The sequence below is a fragment of the Protofrankia sp. Cr2 genome (assembly GCF_963555885.1).
GTDB lineage: Bacteria > Actinomycetota > Actinomycetes > Frankiales > Frankiaceae > Protofrankia.
In genome coordinates this window covers 78,302-95,182 of record NZ_CAUVXG010000006.1, presented here as the reverse complement: position 1 = coordinate 95,182, position 16,881 = coordinate 78,302, and the positions used below count along the sequence as shown (strand labels likewise).

Below are 16,881 nucleotides of genomic sequence, written 5' to 3'. Positions count from 1 at the left end.
CCGACCAGCTGCGATTCCACCTGCTCGACTTCAAGGAGGGTCTGGAGTTCGCCCAGTTCGCTCCCCGCGGTGACGACCCGTTCGTGCTGCCACACGCGGACACGATCGGAATGGACAGCGACCGGGAGTTCGGGGTCGCCGTGCTGCGGCACGTCCGTGCCCTGATGCAACGCCGGGCCCTTGCCATGCGGGCCGTCGGAGCCCGGGACCTGCGCGGCCTGCGGACGGCGCGGGGCGGTACCGGGTGGCCGCGGATCATGATAGTGATCGATGAGTTCCAGGTGATGCTGACGCCACTGGACGCGGTGTCGCGCGAGGCGGTCTCGCACCTGGAGGTGTTGGCGCGCCAGGGCCGCGCCTACGGGATCCACCTGCTGCTCGCCAGCCAGACCCTGTCGGGTATCGACGCCCTGGATGCGACGGCCGGTAAACGTGGATCGATCTTCGGGCAGTTCGCGCTGCGCATCGCGCTGCGTACCTCGATCTCGGAGTCACGGGTGCTGCTGTCGACCACCAACGAGGCGGCCGGCGCACTGGCCGGCGTCGGTGAGGCCATCGTCAACCGGCGCAACGGCCACCCGGCCGGCAACGAGCTCGTCCGGGTCGCCTATCCCGAGCCTGCGCTGCTCGCCACGCTGCGGGCGAACCTGTCGCGGGCGAATCAGTCCCGCGCGAACGTGTCGCGGGCGAGCGCGGCAGCAGTCGCGGGCAGCCGACCGCCGAAGGTCTTCGTGGGCCATGCCCCGGCCCTGCTGGATGACAATCCGCTGTTCCGTTCGCTGTCGGGCACGCCTGCCCCGCTCGACCGCGCCGGCCCCGATCCCGATCCCGACGCGATGGATCCCGGTCATCAGGAGGCCGGCCACCAGGACGATGGGGATGTCGCCGAGCCGTTGGCGCTCGTCGGGGTTCCCCTCGATCTGCATCCCGCCGCCGTAGGCGTCCGCTTGTCCCCGCTGCCAGGACGCAACCTGGCGGTTCTCGGACCGCTGCGGCGTGAGGCCGTCGGCGTGCTGCACGCGGCCGTCACGAGCCTCGCAGCACAGGCTGGGCCGGGCGGGCTGGTGGTCGATATCGTCGCCGTCACCGGCGAGATGGCCCAGGTCGCCGACATCCTGGCCGAACGGGTCCGGGCTTTCGGCCAGGATGTAGACGTTCATCCGCCGGCCGCGCTGCGCCGCGTGCTGGCGCAGACCAGTGACACGGTGCGGGCCAGGGAGGAGTCGTCACTGGCGGTGGGGACGGGCCCGCAGCACGGGCCGGCCCAGCCGGTACGGCCGCTTGCGCTGCTCGTCCTGTTCGCCGCCGATGCGGGGCGCGCGGTTCTGGAGGCCAAGGATCCGGTCGGTCGTCGCTCCGGCCTGGATGATCTGCGTTTCGTGACCCGCCGGGGCCCGGGTCAGCGGGTGCACCTGCTCGGCTGGTGGCGCGGCCCGGGTCGACTACTCGATGACCTCGGTCCCACGCATCGTGACGACGTCGGGGCATGGATCGCAGTCGGTGTTCCCGGCAATGATCTGTTCAGCCTCGCCGGAAACCGGTCGGTCACGGCGGTGACGAGCGCCAACCGGGCGGTCCTGTTCGATCGGAACGGTCAGGCGGAAGCGCGTACGATCATCCCGTTCGCGCCGTTGCAGCGACGGGTGGACGCACAATGACCGGACCGGTCGTGGGAGTCGACCACAACGGTCATGGGAACCCGCGGCCGACATCCGGTGGAACCCACGCCTACCGGGCGTTGGTTGGTATGCCCGACCAATCGGGTAGATCTCTCCCTGTGCCCGACGGCGAGCCCGAACGTGACGGCGGCGACCCGCGTGATGCCCGTGATGCCCAGGATCCCGATCTTGACGATCCGAGGATCGCGATCGCGCACTATCGGGCGCTGCTCGCCGAGCTCGACCAGGCTCGCACGAAGGTGACCGATCACGTGTTGGCCGGCCGGGAACGGCGCGCTGCGCTGGCGCGGACGCACCGGGAGTCCGCCCATGCCATCCGTTCCAGAGTCGACGAAGTGTGGCGCACGGTGGCCGAACCGCTCGCTCATCACGGCATCAGTGACCTCGAGCAGCTTCGCCCCGCTCCGGCGACGGAATTCGATCATGACGATGTGGCTGCGGTGGCCCTGCTCAAACGTACGGACCGCTCAGCCGTCCGGGCGGCGCACCGTCGCGGTGCTGACAGTGGCCGCGGGCGGTCCACCGGCACGGCGCTGGAGCGCACCGCCCGCTCGGGGCGGCCCACCGTGGGAGCCGATGATCCCGTCGAATTCGACCCGGCCGCAGCGCCGGCCCGCGCCCACGAACTGTGTCTCACCGCGATGGGGCACGCTGCCGAGCTGCGGGCGATCACACGGGCTGGCTCGACGACGTCCGCGGCGATTGTCATCGGGCTGGCCTGCCTGCTGGTAGCCGGTGCGGTGACCGCGCTGCGGGTGTTCCTCGGCGTCGAGGCGCTCGCGGCCCTGGCCGGTGCCGCGCTGGTCGCCGGCGTGTGCGTGGTGGCCCTTACCGACGCGGGCCGCCTGGAGGTGGCCCGAGCCGCGTTGCTCGGAGCGGGTACAGCCGGTGCCGCGGTGCTGGCGACCGCCCGGGTCGCGCCCCTGAACCCACCTGGATTGATCGCTTCCCTGGTGGCGGTTGTGCTTGCCGTCCGCTTCGGACTCGGCATCGGAGCACCACGAGAGCCGCGAGATCCGCGGCGCAACTAGACCGGCGGTTGTCCGGACCCGATCCCTGCGGCGGCGACAGAAGAAGGGCAGGATCTCTGTGACGAGCACCATCGCCGACGTCAAGTCCCAGCTTGGCGAGGCGTTCAAGCGCACCGATGAGGTCGCCGGCCAGTTGGACGGCGCCTTGACCATGATCGAAGAAGCGCAGGCGATCGTCTTGGCGGCGACCGACGGCAGTGCCCACCGGGCCGTGGAACAGCTGACGGCCGCCCTGATGGAGACCCGCGAGCGCATCCAGGAATCGTTGGCGGCCCTGGGATCCGCCGTCCAGGAGGTCCGTGACTACAGCGACGGGCTCTAAACCACCGGACACTCGCAGAGTATTGACATAAATCAACAAGTTGTGGGATATAACACAAATTTTGTGATTGATAGTCTGCGTTCGGTTGTCAGCGTGTCGCGGATGAAGATCTGGGTAACAATTCCGCGGGTTGTCCGCGACGCGATGCATCCTTTAGCCGGCCTTACTAAAGTCCGAGTTGTCCCTTCGGTCGCCGATTGCATGATCACGGTTCCCGTCATGTCACCGGCGGCCCGGGAACGTACCAACGCGTGGAAGTTCACGGGTCCGACATCCGTTCGGCGCCGCTGCCACGCGACTGAGGAGGCCGCACCACCGTGCCGGTAAGCAGAATGCTCGACCTTCCGCTTGTACTTCTGTCCAACCGCGGCCCGGTGAGCTTCGACCGTGACGCTTCGGGACGGACGGTCACCCGAGGGGCGGGGGGCCTCGTTTCAGCGCTGTCGGGCCTCGCCGAGCACCTCGACGACGCCGTCTGGGTCTGTGGGGCTGCGACCGCGGAGGACACCGTGGTCGCCGGTGAGGCGCTGGGCGGTTCGATCGTCGTCCAGACCGCGCCGTCGCCGCATGTGGTCGACGGAGACGCCGACGGTCCCACGATCCGGGTGCACCTGGTCGTCACCGACCCCGCCGCCTATGCCGACTTCTACAGCGTCTGGTCGAACCCGATCCTGTGGTTCATCCAACACGGGCTGTACGGTCGGGCACTGTCGCCCATCATCACCCAGGCCGAGCATGACGCGTTCGAGCACGGCTACGCCGCGGTCAACCGGGCATACGCGGACACCGTCGCCGACGAGGTCCGCGCCCGCGGCGGCAAGGCACTCGTCCTGCTGCAGGACTACCATTTCTACCTGGTTGCCGAACGGGTCCGGGAGCTGTGCCCGGACGTCGTACTCACCCACTTCGTCCACATCCCATGGCCAAGCCCGGACGAGTGGCGCGTGCTGCCCGCCGGCATCCGGGAGCGGCTGCTGCGCGGGCTGCTGGGCAGTGACGTCGTCGGCTTTCACACCCGGCGTTACGCCCGCCACTTCGTCCTGTGCGCGCAGGAACTGCTCGGCCTAGACGTCGACCTCGACAACCTGCTGGTCACCGTCGGCGATCGGACGGTCCGGGCCCGGTACTACCCGATCTCGGTGGACCCGGCCGCACTTGATGCGATCCTCGGCACCGAAGAGGTCGCCGCGCATGTCGCCATGCTGCGTTACGCCTTCCTCGACGGGGACCGCCAGCTCATCCTGCGGGTGGACCGCACCGACCCGAGCAAGAACGTCGTACGCGGCTTCCTCGCCTTCGGCACGCTGCTCGACCAACACCCGGAGCTGGTCGGCAAGGTCAGTTTTCTCGCCCTGCTCCAGCCGAGCCGCACGGATGTGCCCGAGTACGCCGACTACATCGCATTGATCGGCGCGGTTGTCGCCGAGATCAACGCCCGGCACACCAGAGACGGACAGCAACCCATCGACCTGCGGATGGCCGAGGACTTCCCACTTGCGGTGGCCGCCTACTCGATCTGCGATGTGATCATGGTTAACGCCATCGCGGACGGGATGAACCTCGTGACCAAGGAGGTCGCCGTGGTCAACCGTCGCGGCGGCGTGCTGGCGCTGTCGGAGAACGCCGGCGCCCACGAGGAGCTCGGCGACTACTCGGTGACGCTGCATCCCTTTGACGTACAGCAGATGGCCGACGCCCTGTACGAGGCTCTGACCATGCCGGTGGAAGAACGCCACCGGCGCCTGGCCGCGGCTGCCGATCAGGTCCGCACCCATGACGTGGGACGCTGGCTCAGCGAACAGCTGGACGACCTCGCACGGCTCGCCGGCTACTCGTGAACCCCCCGTAACCCCGCGCAACCGTGCTGAACCCGGCTGGAGTCGTCCACCTCGGCGGGTTTCCACCGCGACTCGCGGGTAGTCTCAGCGTCGAGAGAGTTTCGTGGACGACATAAGGGGAGCGGACGTGGCGGGTTCGGGCGGTCACCACAAGGCGAACACGGGTTCGTGGGCCGCGGTATTTCTGATCATCGCGGCTTTCTCCGTCGGGACCTTCGCCCTCGTGCTCCACTCCATTCCCCTGTGGATCGTGACCGGCGTCGCGCTGGTCGCCGGCCTGATCACCGCTGTCGCGTCCGGCATCATGGAACAGGCATACTGACCTGGAACAGGCCCACGTGACCTGGCCCTGCCGTCCGGTCGTCAGCGGCTGGACGCGCTCGCCAGCGAGCGCGGGGTGACGAACGACACCAGGCGGGTCGTACTCGGCCCGAGTTCCGCCCAGCGACCCACAGCGAGATCCTCCACCGCAAGCGCGGCCGTGGGAAAGGTCGGGATGCGGGGACGCTCGCCGGCCGGTAGCAGACCGGCTGCCAGCGCCTGCATCCCGGGGTTGTGGCCCACCAGTAGGACGGTGGGAACGCCGTCATCCAACTCCCGGAGACGGTCGAGGAGATCGGCGACATCGGCGAGATAAAGCCTGTCCTCGATCAGCACGGGGACATCATGCGGCAATGCCCCGGCGATGTGCTCGACCGTCTGGCGGGTGCGGCGGGCGGACGAGCACAGCACCAGGTCGGGGATGAGCCGATCAGTGCGCAGATGTTCCGCGATGAGATCGCACGCGGCCCGGCCGCGAGGTGACAGCGGCCGCTCGGCGTCCGGTGTCGAGCTGTCGGTCCAGTCCGACTTGCCGTGACGCAACAACAGGAGACGACGCGGCGGCCTCACCACACGACCTGCGTGGATGTGGCGGACAACCGGACGCCGCGACCAGGCGCGGGACACCCCGACACGAAGCTCCTCCTCGGACGGCAACGACACGCAGCCTGCCCATCCCGGCCCGGGGCGTCAATGGTTCTTTTCCGCACCGTCGAGGTCGGCGGCCGGATCCAGCAGATCGACGAGATCTTGTCGACGGTTGGCTCGTTGGCCCCGGTGTGACCTCGACCGGGGGCCGGCGGACGCCACACCGGGGGCAACGGGGATGTCGCCGACGGAAGTGATAAGATCAGTTCGTAGCGTAGGTGGACAGTAGGAGGCGATCGGCATAGGCCAGTGCGTCGTCTGCGGTCAGACGGCCGCGCGGCACGATTGAATTACGTTGATCTGACGTAAGCCCACCCCACACGCCGTGTTCTTCTTGACGGAACAGTGCTGTGGCCAGACAAGCCCGTCGTACCGGACAGCTTGCGCAGATCTTGCGAGCTCTGGTTTCGGCGGCGGCGCGGGCCTTGGTGTTACGCCCGTCCGGTGGGAAGAAGGCATCGGGGTCCCCATCCCGACACGCCGCGTCCTGGCGCCAGTATGCGGGCCAGCCGGGTCCGTAGGGCTGGGGCGGGAGGTCTCGTCCTGGCAGGACCGGTACACCGGCGCTCATGGCCTTACGCCGATCATGGTCGCATTCGTGCGCAACGCGGACAGGGGATTGGGAACGGCAGCGCTACCTGCGGGTAGCGAACGCGACTGACTGGGCATACCGTCTCCTGCTGGACATCGCTTGTGGCGGATATAACAGGGACGAGCACCACGTAGATGTGTTGTGACGCACATCTACTCTGCTCGGGTGGAACGACGACTCGGGTGGAACGACAACTGTTACGAAAAGACGACGGCCCGGTTCTCCGGCGTGGAGTGCACCGCATCGCTGGCGCCATGTACACCGGAAACGAACCTGTCTCGTCTCGTTAACCGAGGAACGTAGACGGCTCTCGACCGGATAGCAAGGGTTCCGGAACGGTCACGTCCGCGGTTTGTGTCACAGGTCGCATCGCGGTGTCGGCGGTCGCCGCGTGGTCGCAGATGTGAAACTCACAGTATGTGATGTAGTACATATTGTGAATGCCCGGTCCGCCTGATGGGCGGCGAACCGGGCATTTTGGGCGTTCCGTGGTCAACCGATGGCAGGTACGGCCACTACAGTGATCACAAGCGTGAGTAGGATCACAGCAGTGATCGCCAAATCGCAATAGCGGGTGAGTAGCTTCATACCCGCCCAATACGGTAATTATCTGTCCATATCAGTTGATATTGGACGTATGTGCCGGGACGGCGGGATATGATCATCTGTCCACCGCCGGCATACAGGCCGTCGTGATACGCCTGCCCCTGATCGTCCAGAAAGAAGATCACATCACCTGGACGGACGTCAGCCCGGCTGACCGGGCGGAGCGCGTCGAACTGCTCGTAGGTCGTGCGAGGTACCGATACACCCAGGCGGGCGTAGACGTACTGGATCAGACCCGAGCAGTCGAAGTCGTTCGGGCCGGCACCGCCATAGCGATAGGGCTTTCCGATCTGCTGGGCGGCGACCGCGACCGCTGCCGCACCCAGTGAACCCGAGCCGCCGGTCAGGGCCGGCGGCTGCGCCGTTGACGTGCCGAAAAGCGCGCTCCAGGTCAACGGGCCGACAATCCCGTCGGTCACCAGACCGGCGCCAGCCTGGAAACTCCGGACTGCACTCTCGGTCCGCGGCCCGAATTCCCCGTCCGCGGCGATCCCCAACCGGCTCTGGACCGCCGCGACCGTCTCCCCTTGGCTTCCTCGGCTCAACAGTTGGCCCGGGTACTCCAGCGCCGCCGCTTGGACGGTACTGGACGGCGAAAATTGTGAATTGTACCAGAGCGCGTCGGTCAAAGACGGTACGATAGTCACCGACGGGGTGATAGTCACCGCTGGTCCGACATGCGTGGCTGGCTCGCTCGCGGTGGCCGGCCACGGCGCAAGAGCCACCGCGACGGCAACAGCGCAGGAGACCGCGGTAACCGTCGGCGAGACTGCGCGGCTTGAGATGGACATTGCCATCGCCCCTCTGCCGCCGTCCGGGCAGTGAACCCGGGTCCCGTCCGCGTGCGTGTCGCCGGCACGGGGATGCGGACGGGCCTCGGCGGTCATCCCCGTTACTCACTGTGACAGCGAGCACCCTTACGCTAAGAGACTGGCGAAGAACTTTCAGTGATACTAGTTACCAAGGGTGACGGTCTCTGGCTGTAACGCGATCGTGGAGAACCGGTAACCCGATCCCGGACGCAAACCACTGAGAACGGGCTAGAACGGGCGAAAGCCGGCGGTGGCCATACCCATCGCCGGACACGCCTACCAAGCCCGTGATCGACATGGTGGACGGCCAGCCGAGAGCGCGCGATGTAGCCCCTGGAACAGTCGCGTTGACCTTCGACGACGGGCCGAGCGAGAACTTGCCGGGCAGGGTTACGTGACGGTCGTCGCGGACCGCGACACCGAGGACTGGACCCAGCCCGGTGTGGATACACTCGTGCGGGCTGCGGCGCCGAGCGGTGACGCAAGCGGCATTGTTCTCATGCACGACGGCGGCGAACATCGCGCGCAGACGGTCGCGGCCCTCGACAAGATGATCGACCAGTTGACCGCCTGGGGCTACCGCTTCGTCACTGTCTCCGAGGGGCTCGGCCAAACCCGCGCATCCATGACCGTGCCGGTGGACACCCGTAGCAGAATCGCCGGTAATGCACTGGTGCTGGCGTTCAGGATTTCCGGACTGATCCGTGCCTATCTGGCCCTGTCGTTGATCCCGCTCAGTGCGCTTGCGATTCTCCGGTCGGTGATTACGATCACCGCTGCCCGCCGCTATATTCGGTCGATCTACTGGCTGTCTACGCGCTGTTCAGCGGAGACTGGCGGGTCTACGCCACACTCGGGGTGTTCTACGGCGTCCAGTTCGCCACCACCGCCTTTGCGTTCCGCCTCGAAGGGGAATCCGCTACGTCCACTGTGGGCGTTGCCCTTCCAGATGTTCGTCTACCGGCAGCTCATGTACCTGGTAGTCATACAGTCCGTGGTGACCGCAGCACGCGGCACCCCACTGCGCTGGCAACGGATGATCCGGCAGGGCACTGCCACCCAATCACTGGACGAGATACCCGGACCGAAGCCGCCGGCCATCCACGGCGTTCCGACGCCTGTCTCCTCGAACGGACCAGCGATGCCGGTCTCCTGATCTGCCTGCTCCCGCGAGAACACGGATCGGCCATCCGGCCCGCGTGCGACGCCCCTCGGTGTGCTGACAACGTGATGACGATTAACGTGATGACGATGCAGAGATGTGTCCTCCTGTTGCAGGGCATCAACGTGGGTGGCCGCAACAGGGTCGCGATGGCCGATCTCCGGGCGCTCCTACAGGCCGAGGGATGCACCGAGGTGGCGACCTACCTCCAGAGCGGCAATGCGGTGGTGACCGCCGAGCCGGTGGGCTTGGCGGTGAAACTGGAGCAGGCGCTGCACGAGCGGGTCGGTATCCGATCGAGATTCTTCCTGCGCAGCGCCGAGGCGCTGGCGATGGTTGTCGCCTCGAACCCGTTCCCGATGCGGGTGGCGGAACCGAAAAAGCTGCATGTGGCCTTCCTCGCCGATCCGGTCGATGTGCCGGCGGTGACCCGTCTGGGGCTGCGGCACGGCGATGACGAGATCGGCATCGGCAGTCACGAGCTGTATCTGTCCTACGAGGTCAACTCCCGCGACTCGCCCCTCGCAGGTGTGCTCCGCCAGCTGCGAACACCGTTCACGGCCCGGAACTGGACGACTGTGACCAAGCTGGCCACGCTCGTGGGAAGCGGACCATGAATCGAAGCCGACACGGCGTGAGGCCGCGGCGTCGCCGGCTCCGATCGTGGGGTTCACGTCGTTGGCCGGGTGCGACAGCACCAGGGCGCTGCCGGCGGGCAGAGCGGCGGCCGGGTTCCGGATGTCGGTGTCGCCTGCCAGGTGGGTCACTGCCCTGCGCAGGAACGCCCGGTTGGTGAGGACGCTCAGCCCTGCTCCCACCGCGCGGCCTCGGCCCTGCACGCCCGCGACTGCGTCCTCACCGCTCCGGGTGGGTGAGTCTCTTGTGTATGCAGGTGAGCAGTTCTTCAGTGTCGACGGGCTTGGTGATGTAGTCGGTGGCACCGGCGGCGAGGCACTTATCCCGGTCGCTCTGCATCGCCTTCGCCGTGACAGCGATGATCGGGAGGCTTGCGAAGCGCGGCATATTCCGGATAACCCCCATGGTCGCGTAGCCATCCATTTCGGGCATCATGACGTCCATCAGGATGAGGTCGACCGCCGTCGCCAGTAGGACGTCGATGCCCATGCGTCCGTTAGGCGCGTGGATCACCGTGAGGTCGTGAAGTTCGAGCATGCTGGTGATGGCAAAAACGTTCCGGATGTCATCATCGACGACCAGAATCGTACGGTCGCGTAGCCCTGGGTACGTCGAGGTGTCGGGTACGGGCAACAGTTCCGCGGACGCGCTCGGGGCTCCCAGGAGGGGCGGCACATCACCCGGATGATCAGCGGACAGGTGCAGGATGATACGTTCACAAAGATCATCTAAAGAGCGCAGCGATTCCAGGCGGTGGGTGCGGAAACGGACCTGGGCGAGCCGCTCGTGGGCGGTGCCCCGCGAGGGATGGGCGAGGACCGGGATCTCCTGCAGATCCGGGCGTTCCCAAAGTCTGTCGAGGAAAGCGAACGCGGCCGCGGCCGGAAGGGTCAGGTCGAGCACGATGCAGCGGTAGGGCGTTGCCAACAGGTGGTCGATGGCGTCGTCAGGGCTGGTGGCGGTGGTGATGTGGACAGGCCCGTGGGTGTCGGCGATGTCGGCTGCCGCGCTGCGCGCGAGAAGGGTGAGCAGACCGTTGTCCTCAGGTTCGATGACGAGCATGCGGCACTCACCGGACGCGATGGCAGGCGAGGACGTCGAGTCGACGCCTGTCGGCACCGCGGCATCACGGGTTTCCTCGACCACGGTGTCGAAGGTGGGCAGCGGTAGGTAAAAGGTGAAGGTGCTACCGTGCTCGAACTCGCTTTGGGCGTGGATCTCGCCGCCGAGGAGGGTCGCAACTTCGCGGGAGATGGACAGGCCAAGGCCGGTTCCGCCGTATCTACGGCTGGTGGTGCCGTCGCCCTGCTGGAAGGCTCCGAACACTTTATCCAGGTTCTCTTCGGCGATGCCGACGCCGGTGTCGATCACGGAGAACATCATGGCCCTGCGCCAGTCGCGGCCGAGCACACTGCCATCGACCGTCCGGATCCGAAGTTCCACCCCGCCCTGTTCGGTGAACTTCACCGCGTTGGACAGCAGGTTGCGCAATACCTGCTGCAGACGTTGCTGGTCGGTGAAAAGTATATCCGGCAGGTCGGGAGCGACATCGACCGTGAACCGCAGACCCTTTTCCGCGGTCAGGGGGCGGAAAGTGGTCTGGACATCCTCGATCAGCTTCCTCAGGGCAAAGTGCTCCAGGTGAATGTCGATCTTCCCGGCCTCAACCTTGGAAAGATCCAAGATATCGTTGATGAGCTGGAGAAGGTCGGAGCCGGCAGAGTGGATGACATTGGCGTACTCGACCTGCTTCGACGTGAGGTTACCGGTGGGGTTCTGAGCCAGCAACCGCGCCAGGATCAGCAGGCTGTTCAGTGGCGTACGCAGTTCGTGGGACATGTTGGCGAGGAATTCCGACTTGTATTTCGATGCCAGGGCGAGCTGTCGCGCCCTTTCTTCGATCTCCTGCCGCGCTTGTTCGATCTCGTAGTTCTTGATTTCGATGTCGTGATTCTGGCGGGCGAGGAGGGTTGCTTTTTCTTCGAGCTCGGCATTGGAACTCTGAAGCTCCTCCTGCCGGGCCTGCAGTTCTTCGGAACGTGCTTGCAACTCGCCGGCGAGGCGCTGCGACTCGTCCAGCAGCGCGTCGGTACGAGAGTTGGCGATGATGGTGTTGACGTTGACACTGATTGTTTCCATCAGCTGGTTCAGAAAGTCCCGGTGCACTTGCGTGAACGGGGTGAAGGAGGCGAGTTCAAGGACGCCGAGCATATGGTCTTCGAAGAGAATCGGCAGTACGATCAGACTAACGGGCGCAGCCTGGCCGAGGCTGGAGGAAATCCTCACGTAGTCGGCGGGCGTCTGCTCGACCACGATCGGTTTCCTCGTACGGGCCACCTGGCCGATCAAGGACTGCCCGATGTTGAACTCTTGCGGCACATCGGCGTGGGTCTGGTAGCCGTAGCTGGCGATCAGCCGCAGGGTGGAGCCGTTCGGACCGGATCCGGTCAGGAAAAATGTGCCGTGTTGCGCGCTAACCAGCGGAGTCAGCTCGTCCATGATCAGATGGGCGACCGTGGTGAGATCGCGGCTTCCCTGCATCAGGCCGGAGACGCGGGCCAGGTTGGTCTTCAACCAGTCCTGCTCCTGGTTGGCCCGAGTTGTTTCCCGTAGTGACTGCACCATGGCGTTGATGTTGTCTTTGAGCTCGGCGACCTCGCCCTGGGCCTCCACGGCGATGGACCGGGTGAGATCGCCGGTGGCGACTGCGCTGGTCACCGCGGCGATCGCCCGCACTTGGCGGGTGAGATTTCCGGCGAGATCATTCACGTTCTCCGTGAGGCGTTTCCACGTTCCGGAGACGCCCTCGACCTTGGCCTGTCCGCCGAGGATCCCCTCGGTGCCGACCTCACGGGCCACCCGGGTCACCTCGGCGGCGAACGATGACAGCTGATCGACCATCGTGTTAATGGTGGTCTTGAGCTCGAGAATCTCCCCGCGCGCATCGACATCGATCTTCTTAGAAAGATCACCTTGGGCTACGGCGGTGGTGACCTGGGCGATGTTACGGACCTGACTGGTCAGGTTGTTGGCCATCGAGTTGACGTTGTCGGTGAGGTCCTTCCAGGTGCCTGACACGCCTTTGACGTCGGCCTGTCCGCCGAGCCGTCCGGCGGTACCGACTTCCCGAGCGACCCGGGTGACCTCGTCGGCGAAGGCACCGAGGGTGCCCACCATCGTGTTGATTGTCTGGGCGAGCGCGGCGACCTCGCCCTTTGTCTCTACCGTGATCTTCTGGGACAGGTCGCCCCTGGCCACAGCTGTTGCCACCTGGGCGATCGAGCGGACCTGCACGGTGAGGTTGGATGCCATCACGTTGACGTTGTCGGTGAGGTCCTTCCAGGTGCCCGACGCACCCCGCACGACCGCCTGCCCGCCGAGATTGCCCTGTGTCCCCACCTCACCGGCGACCCGGGTGACCTCGTCGGCGAAGGCGGACAGCTGGTCGACCATCGTGTTGATGGTGTCCTTCAGTTCCAGGATCTCCCCGCGCGCGTCCACCCGGATCTTCTGTGTCAGGTCGCCCTTGGCCACCGCGGTCGTCACCTCGGCGATCGACCGGACCTGGTCGGTCAGATTGGTCGCCATGACATTGACGGACTCGGTGAGGTCCTTCCAGGTGCCCGACACACCTTTGACGTCGGCCTGTCCGCCGAGCCGTCCGTCGGTGCCGACCTCGCGGGCCACCCGGGTGACCTCGTCGGCGAACGACGACAGCTGGTCGACCATCGTGTTGATGGTGTCCTTCAGTTCCAGGATCTCCCCGCGCGCGTCCACCCGGATCTTCTGGGAGAGATCACCTTTGGCCACCGCCGTTGCCACCTGGGCGATCGAGCGGACCTGCCCAGTGAGGTTGCCGGCCATCGCGTTGACCGAGTCGGTGAGATCCTTCCAGGTACCCGACACCCCCGGCACGACGGCCTGTCCGCCGAGCTTTCCGGCGATGCCGACCTCGCGGGCCACCCGCGTCACCTCGGAGGTGAATAACGCGAGCTGGTCGGTCATCCCGTTGAAGACGCCCGCGATTTCGTCCATAAGTGTGTCACCGACCTGGGGCAGACGCGTGCTGAAATTCCCGCCACGCACCGCAGTCAGGCCCGCGAGGAGCTGGCGCAACGCGGGATCCTCCAGTGTTCCCGGCTGTCTACGATTCGACTTCGCGCCCTCGCTCACCAGCACACCCCTGTCATCGCCTGACCTGTGACGCTCACCGGATGATCTCGAAAGGCCTCATCTGGTCCACGGTAGACACCGTGGACCAGCCAAACCAGGATGACCCGGACAGCACCTTGACTGAACTTTTTGATATTCATACGTTCAAAGACCACAGCAAAGGGCCTACGCCAGGGTATTCATCCGGCAGTCGACGATACGGACCGAAGGAAGGATTTACTCGGTGGCGACACGACAGGCAGCCAGTCCGGCGGCCGACGACCAGATCGCGCAGCTGATGGCGCTGATCGCCTACCAGCAGCGCGAGCTCGAGGCGCTGCGCGCACGGTCTGCGGCCGACGGAGTGGTCGACCTCGCACAGGGTGTCCTGGTCGAGCGCCTGCGCTGTTCGCCCGCGCAGGCGGCCCACCAACTCGCCCGCCTTTCCACCCAGTCGGGGATGCCGTTAGTGGAGCTGGCCGCCGACGTGATCAACCGGCCGGCGGACGACAACATCGCCTCGGTGACGCCGCACTCACACGACCAGCTTCGGGCGCAGTTGGCGCAGGTCGCCGTACGACGGGTCACGGACGGGCCGCTGGTCGCCGCAGCCGTGCTGGCGGAAGCCCTCACCCCGCTGGGAGCCGTCGCAGTGGCACTGTGGATGATCGAACCGGACGGTGCGTTGGATCTCGTCGGCGAAGCGGGACTCGGCGCGCTCGAAGCCAGCCGTTGGCAGCGGATCCCGCCACAGATGGACTCTCTGGCTCAGCGGGTCGTCCAGGACGGGCAGCCCGGGTGGTGGCCGGCCGGCTGTTCGCCCCACAGGCGAATGCCGCTGGTCGGGCCGTGGTCCGGCGCCCGCGCGGTGCTGCCGCTGATGAATACGGGGGCGCTGCTAGGCGTGATGGAGATCTGCTGGCCACAGCCGTTGGACGACTTCGCGCCAGCCCTGCGACGTCAGTTCATCGCCTTGGCCGAGGTGTGCGCCCAGAGCCTGGGCGCCGCGGAGGGAGGTGCTCATCGGAGTCGGGTTGAGTGGCTTCCCGCCCTGCTGGACGGTTTGTTGCCCTCGGCCTTCCTGGCCCACACCATCCGTGACGACGATGGGCGGATCATCGACTTCTGCATCGACCACGTCAGCGACGGATTCGTCGATCCGGCGGGTCGCGATCCACACGACCTTCTCGGCTGCCGGCTGCTGCACGTTTATCCGCTGCTGGCAGTGTCCGACGGACTGTTCAGCCGCGCCGTGGAGGTGCTCACGACGGGCCGGCCCTACCACGCCTCGGGCTTCGTCGTCCGCGTCCTTGCCGGCGACGCCACTGTTGCAGCCGACATGGACGTGCGTATCGCCCGGCTCTACGACGGTATCGTGATCACATGGCGCCCCACCGACGACGCCGACGGACTCGCGGCTCTCCTGCAGCACGCGCAGCGGCTCGGTCAGCTGGGTGGCTGGCAGCAGGACCTTCGCACCGGCGACGTGCGTTGGACTGACCACACCTTCACGCTGTTCCGGCTGGCACCCACGGCCATGCCGATCGCGCTACAGGATCTGGACTCCCACGTCCTCCCCGAGGACATCGGCGCGGTCGATCGCTTCCGGAAGACGCTGCTGACAATGCGACGACCGGCCGCCGCCGCTTTCCGACTTATCCGCGTCGACGGTGTGACACGGCACATACGCGCGTTCGGCGAACCGGTGACGGACTCAGCCGGAGCCCTCATCGCCGTTTGTGGCGCCTACCAGGACCTATCCGCCCAATATCACACACAAGTAGCGCTTGCCGCCACCCGTGAGCAACTTGCTGGCACCGAACAACGAGCCGAGGAGCGGCATCGCCTGGCTCTGCAGCTGCAGCGTGCTATCACGCCGTCTTCGGCGGACCCGATCCAGGTCACCGGCCTGGATGTCGCCGTCCGCTACCGTCCGGCCGAGCAGGACCACCTGGTGGGTGGCGACTGGTACGACGTCGTAGTCCTACCCTCGCAGGATGTTTTCCTCGTCATCGGAGACATCGCCGGGCACGGTATCACGGCGGTCACCGGCATGGTCACACTACGCAACAGCCTGCGCGGCCTCGCTATGACGGGAGCGGGCCCCGCCCAGCTCCTCGCCTGGCTGAACAGTGTCGCCTACCACCTCACCGACAACATCACCGGAACCGTCATCTGCGGCCTGTACAACCCGGCCACCCACACACTGCGCTGGGCGCAGGCCGGTCACCTCCCACCCGTCCTCGTCCGCCGTGGCGCTGCGCGGACACTCCGCCCACCCCAGGGAGCGCTCCTTGGTGCGGACGTCCGCATCCGCTATGAGGAGGCCACCGTGTCCCTCCAGGTCGACGATGGCCTCCTGCTGTTCACCGACGGCCTCGTCGAACGTCGTGCGACCGCCCTCAGTGACACCCTCGAAGCGCTGCTGTCCCTCGCCGGCCAGCCCATTGGCGACCTCCAGCATTACGCCGACACCATCCTTCAGGGCACCACCCCCGATACCGACGATGATGCCTGCCTGATCGCCGTCCGCCTCCGCTGATTACCCCGGACGCCACAGGCCCCGCGGCAATTCCTGAAGTGGAGCTCGCCACCCTCCATGTTCATGCCCGCAATCGTCATAGAGCAGCCGTGGCGGCGCGCCGCCACGGCTGCTCTTATCCCGAAACTCGGATCAGGCGGTGGCGAACGCCTGGATGATCTTCATGCCGTCCGGGGTGCCGAGCCCGGTGCAGGCGTCCCAGCCTTGGCGGGCGTCGTAGCCGTCGATGCCGCCGGTGACGATGTCGCGGAAGGCCCCGTTGCCGTTAGCTAGATCGTAGAGGGTATTGTGGGGTGCACCAATCGGTTTGCCGAGCTTCTGGTTGGCGATGGCGGTGAGGGCGGCCCACAGGGGTGCGACGGCGCTGGTGCCGGCGGCCACGGCGTCCTGTCCGTCGACCCGCACCTCGTAGCCGGTGAGCGGGTCGGCGTCGCCGGCCACGTCGGGTACGCCGCGGCCGGGCTTGTTCAGTGGATTCAGCGGCACCTGGGCATTCTGCTGGTAGGCAGGCAGGGCGAAGTGCCGGCTGACCCCACCCCC

General features: G+C 66.4%; 11 protein-coding genes and 2 pseudogenes. 8 read left to right on the top strand and 5 right to left on the bottom strand.

The features are described from left to right. From U9978_RS05435 to U9978_RS05415, 5 genes and pseudogenes are all read left to right on the top strand, one after another. A pseudogene (locus U9978_RS05435) lies at nt 1–1,658 on the top strand (cell division protein FtsK); the annotation flags it as partial. Then, nucleotides 1,655–2,710 carry a hypothetical protein gene (locus tag U9978_RS05430; protein WP_322759930.1) on the top strand — a complete coding sequence of 352 codons (1,056 nt, stop codon included), beginning with the start codon at nt 1,655–1,657 and terminating at the stop codon, nt 2,708–2,710. The pseudogene U9978_RS05435 and the gene U9978_RS05430, both read left to right, overlap by 4 nt. A gap of 58 nt (nt 2,711–2,768) precedes the next feature. Continuing rightward, a complete protein-coding gene (locus U9978_RS05425) occupies nt 2,769–3,032 on the top strand; it encodes a hypothetical protein (protein WP_322759929.1) in 264 nt (87 codons plus the stop codon). 332 nt (nt 3,033–3,364) lie between these two features. After that, nucleotides 3,365–4,870 carry a trehalose-6-phosphate synthase gene (locus U9978_RS05420; protein ID WP_322759976.1) on the top strand — a complete coding sequence of 502 codons (1,506 nt, stop codon included), beginning with the start codon at nt 3,365–3,367 and terminating at the stop codon, nt 4,868–4,870. Nucleotides 4,871–4,973: 103 nt separating this feature from the next. Further along, nucleotides 4,974–5,192, top strand: coding sequence for a hypothetical protein (locus tag U9978_RS05415; RefSeq protein WP_322759928.1), 219 nt, complete (start codon nt 4,974–4,976; stop codon nt 5,190–5,192). 41 nt (nt 5,193–5,233) lie between these two features. Here U9978_RS05415 and U9978_RS05410 read toward each other — a convergent pair whose 3' ends face one another. From U9978_RS05410 to U9978_RS05400, 3 genes are all read right to left on the bottom strand, one after another. Then, nucleotides 5,234–5,761, bottom strand: a complete 528-nt coding sequence (locus tag U9978_RS05410) for a histidine phosphatase family protein (RefSeq protein WP_322759975.1) — start codon at nt 5,759–5,761, stop codon at nt 5,234–5,236. A gap of 280 nt (nt 5,762–6,041) precedes the next feature. Beyond that, nucleotides 6,042–6,410: a WhiB family transcriptional regulator gene (locus U9978_RS05405; protein ID WP_322759927.1), complete on the bottom strand. Its 369-nt coding sequence runs from the start codon at nt 6,408–6,410 to the stop codon at nt 6,042–6,044. Between the two features lie 605 nt (nt 6,411–7,015). Further along, nucleotides 7,016–7,924, bottom strand: a complete 909-nt coding sequence (locus U9978_RS05400; protein WP_322759926.1) for a C40 family peptidase — start codon at nt 7,922–7,924, stop codon at nt 7,016–7,018. 319 nt (nt 7,925–8,243) lie between these two features. Between U9978_RS05400 and U9978_RS05395 the strand changes: the two genes are divergently transcribed. Together U9978_RS05395 and U9978_RS05390 are read left to right on the top strand one after the other, a co-directional pair. Beyond that, the gene (locus U9978_RS05395; RefSeq protein ID WP_322759925.1) at nt 8,244–9,005 is read left to right on the top strand and encodes a hypothetical protein; all 762 of its coding nucleotides are present in this window, start codon (nt 8,244–8,246) and stop codon (nt 9,003–9,005) included. Nucleotides 9,006–9,094: 89 nt separating this feature from the next. Then, nucleotides 9,095–9,628: a DUF1697 domain-containing protein gene (locus U9978_RS05390; RefSeq protein WP_322759924.1), complete on the top strand. Its 534-nt coding sequence runs from the start codon at nt 9,095–9,097 to the stop codon at nt 9,626–9,628. A gap of 238 nt (nt 9,629–9,866) precedes the next feature. Here U9978_RS05390 and U9978_RS05385 read toward each other — a convergent pair whose 3' ends face one another. Then, nucleotides 9,867–13,682: a HAMP domain-containing protein gene (locus U9978_RS05385; RefSeq protein ID WP_322759974.1), complete on the bottom strand. Its 3,816-nt coding sequence runs from the start codon at nt 13,680–13,682 to the stop codon at nt 9,867–9,869. A gap of 361 nt (nt 13,683–14,043) precedes the next feature. Here U9978_RS05385 and U9978_RS05380 point away from each other — a divergent pair, with 361 nt between their 5' ends. Continuing rightward, on the top strand, nt 14,044–16,341 hold the full coding sequence (locus U9978_RS05380) for a SpoIIE family protein phosphatase (protein ID WP_322759923.1): 2,298 nt from the start codon (nt 14,044–14,046) through the stop codon (nt 16,339–16,341). 132 nt (nt 16,342–16,473) lie between these two features. On the opposite strand, the pseudogene U9978_RS05375 reads toward U9978_RS05380, so the two are convergent. Further along, a pseudogene (locus U9978_RS05375) lies at nt 16,474–16,881 on the bottom strand (peptidase S53); the annotation flags it as partial.

Coding starts and splice junctions, on each gene's coding strand:
- U9978_RS05405 (WP_322759927.1), bottom strand. CDS start 6,410: ATGAGCGCCGGTGTACCGGTCCTGCCAGGACGAGACCTCCCGCCCCAG.
- U9978_RS05390 (WP_322759924.1), top strand. CDS start 9,095: ATGACGATGCAGAGATGTGTCCTCCTGTTGCAGGGCATCAACGTGGGT.
- U9978_RS05420 (WP_322759976.1), top strand. CDS start 3,365: ATGCTCGACCTTCCGCTTGTACTTCTGTCCAACCGCGGCCCGGTGAGC.
- U9978_RS05430 (WP_322759930.1), top strand. CDS start 1,655: ATGACCGGACCGGTCGTGGGAGTCGACCACAACGGTCATGGGAACCCG.
- U9978_RS05400 (WP_322759926.1), bottom strand. CDS start 7,924: ATGACCGCCGAGGCCCGTCCGCATCCCCGTGCCGGCGACACGCACGCG.
- U9978_RS05385 (WP_322759974.1), bottom strand. CDS start 13,682: ATGGACGAAATCGCGGGCGTCTTCAACGGGATGACCGACCAGCTCGCG.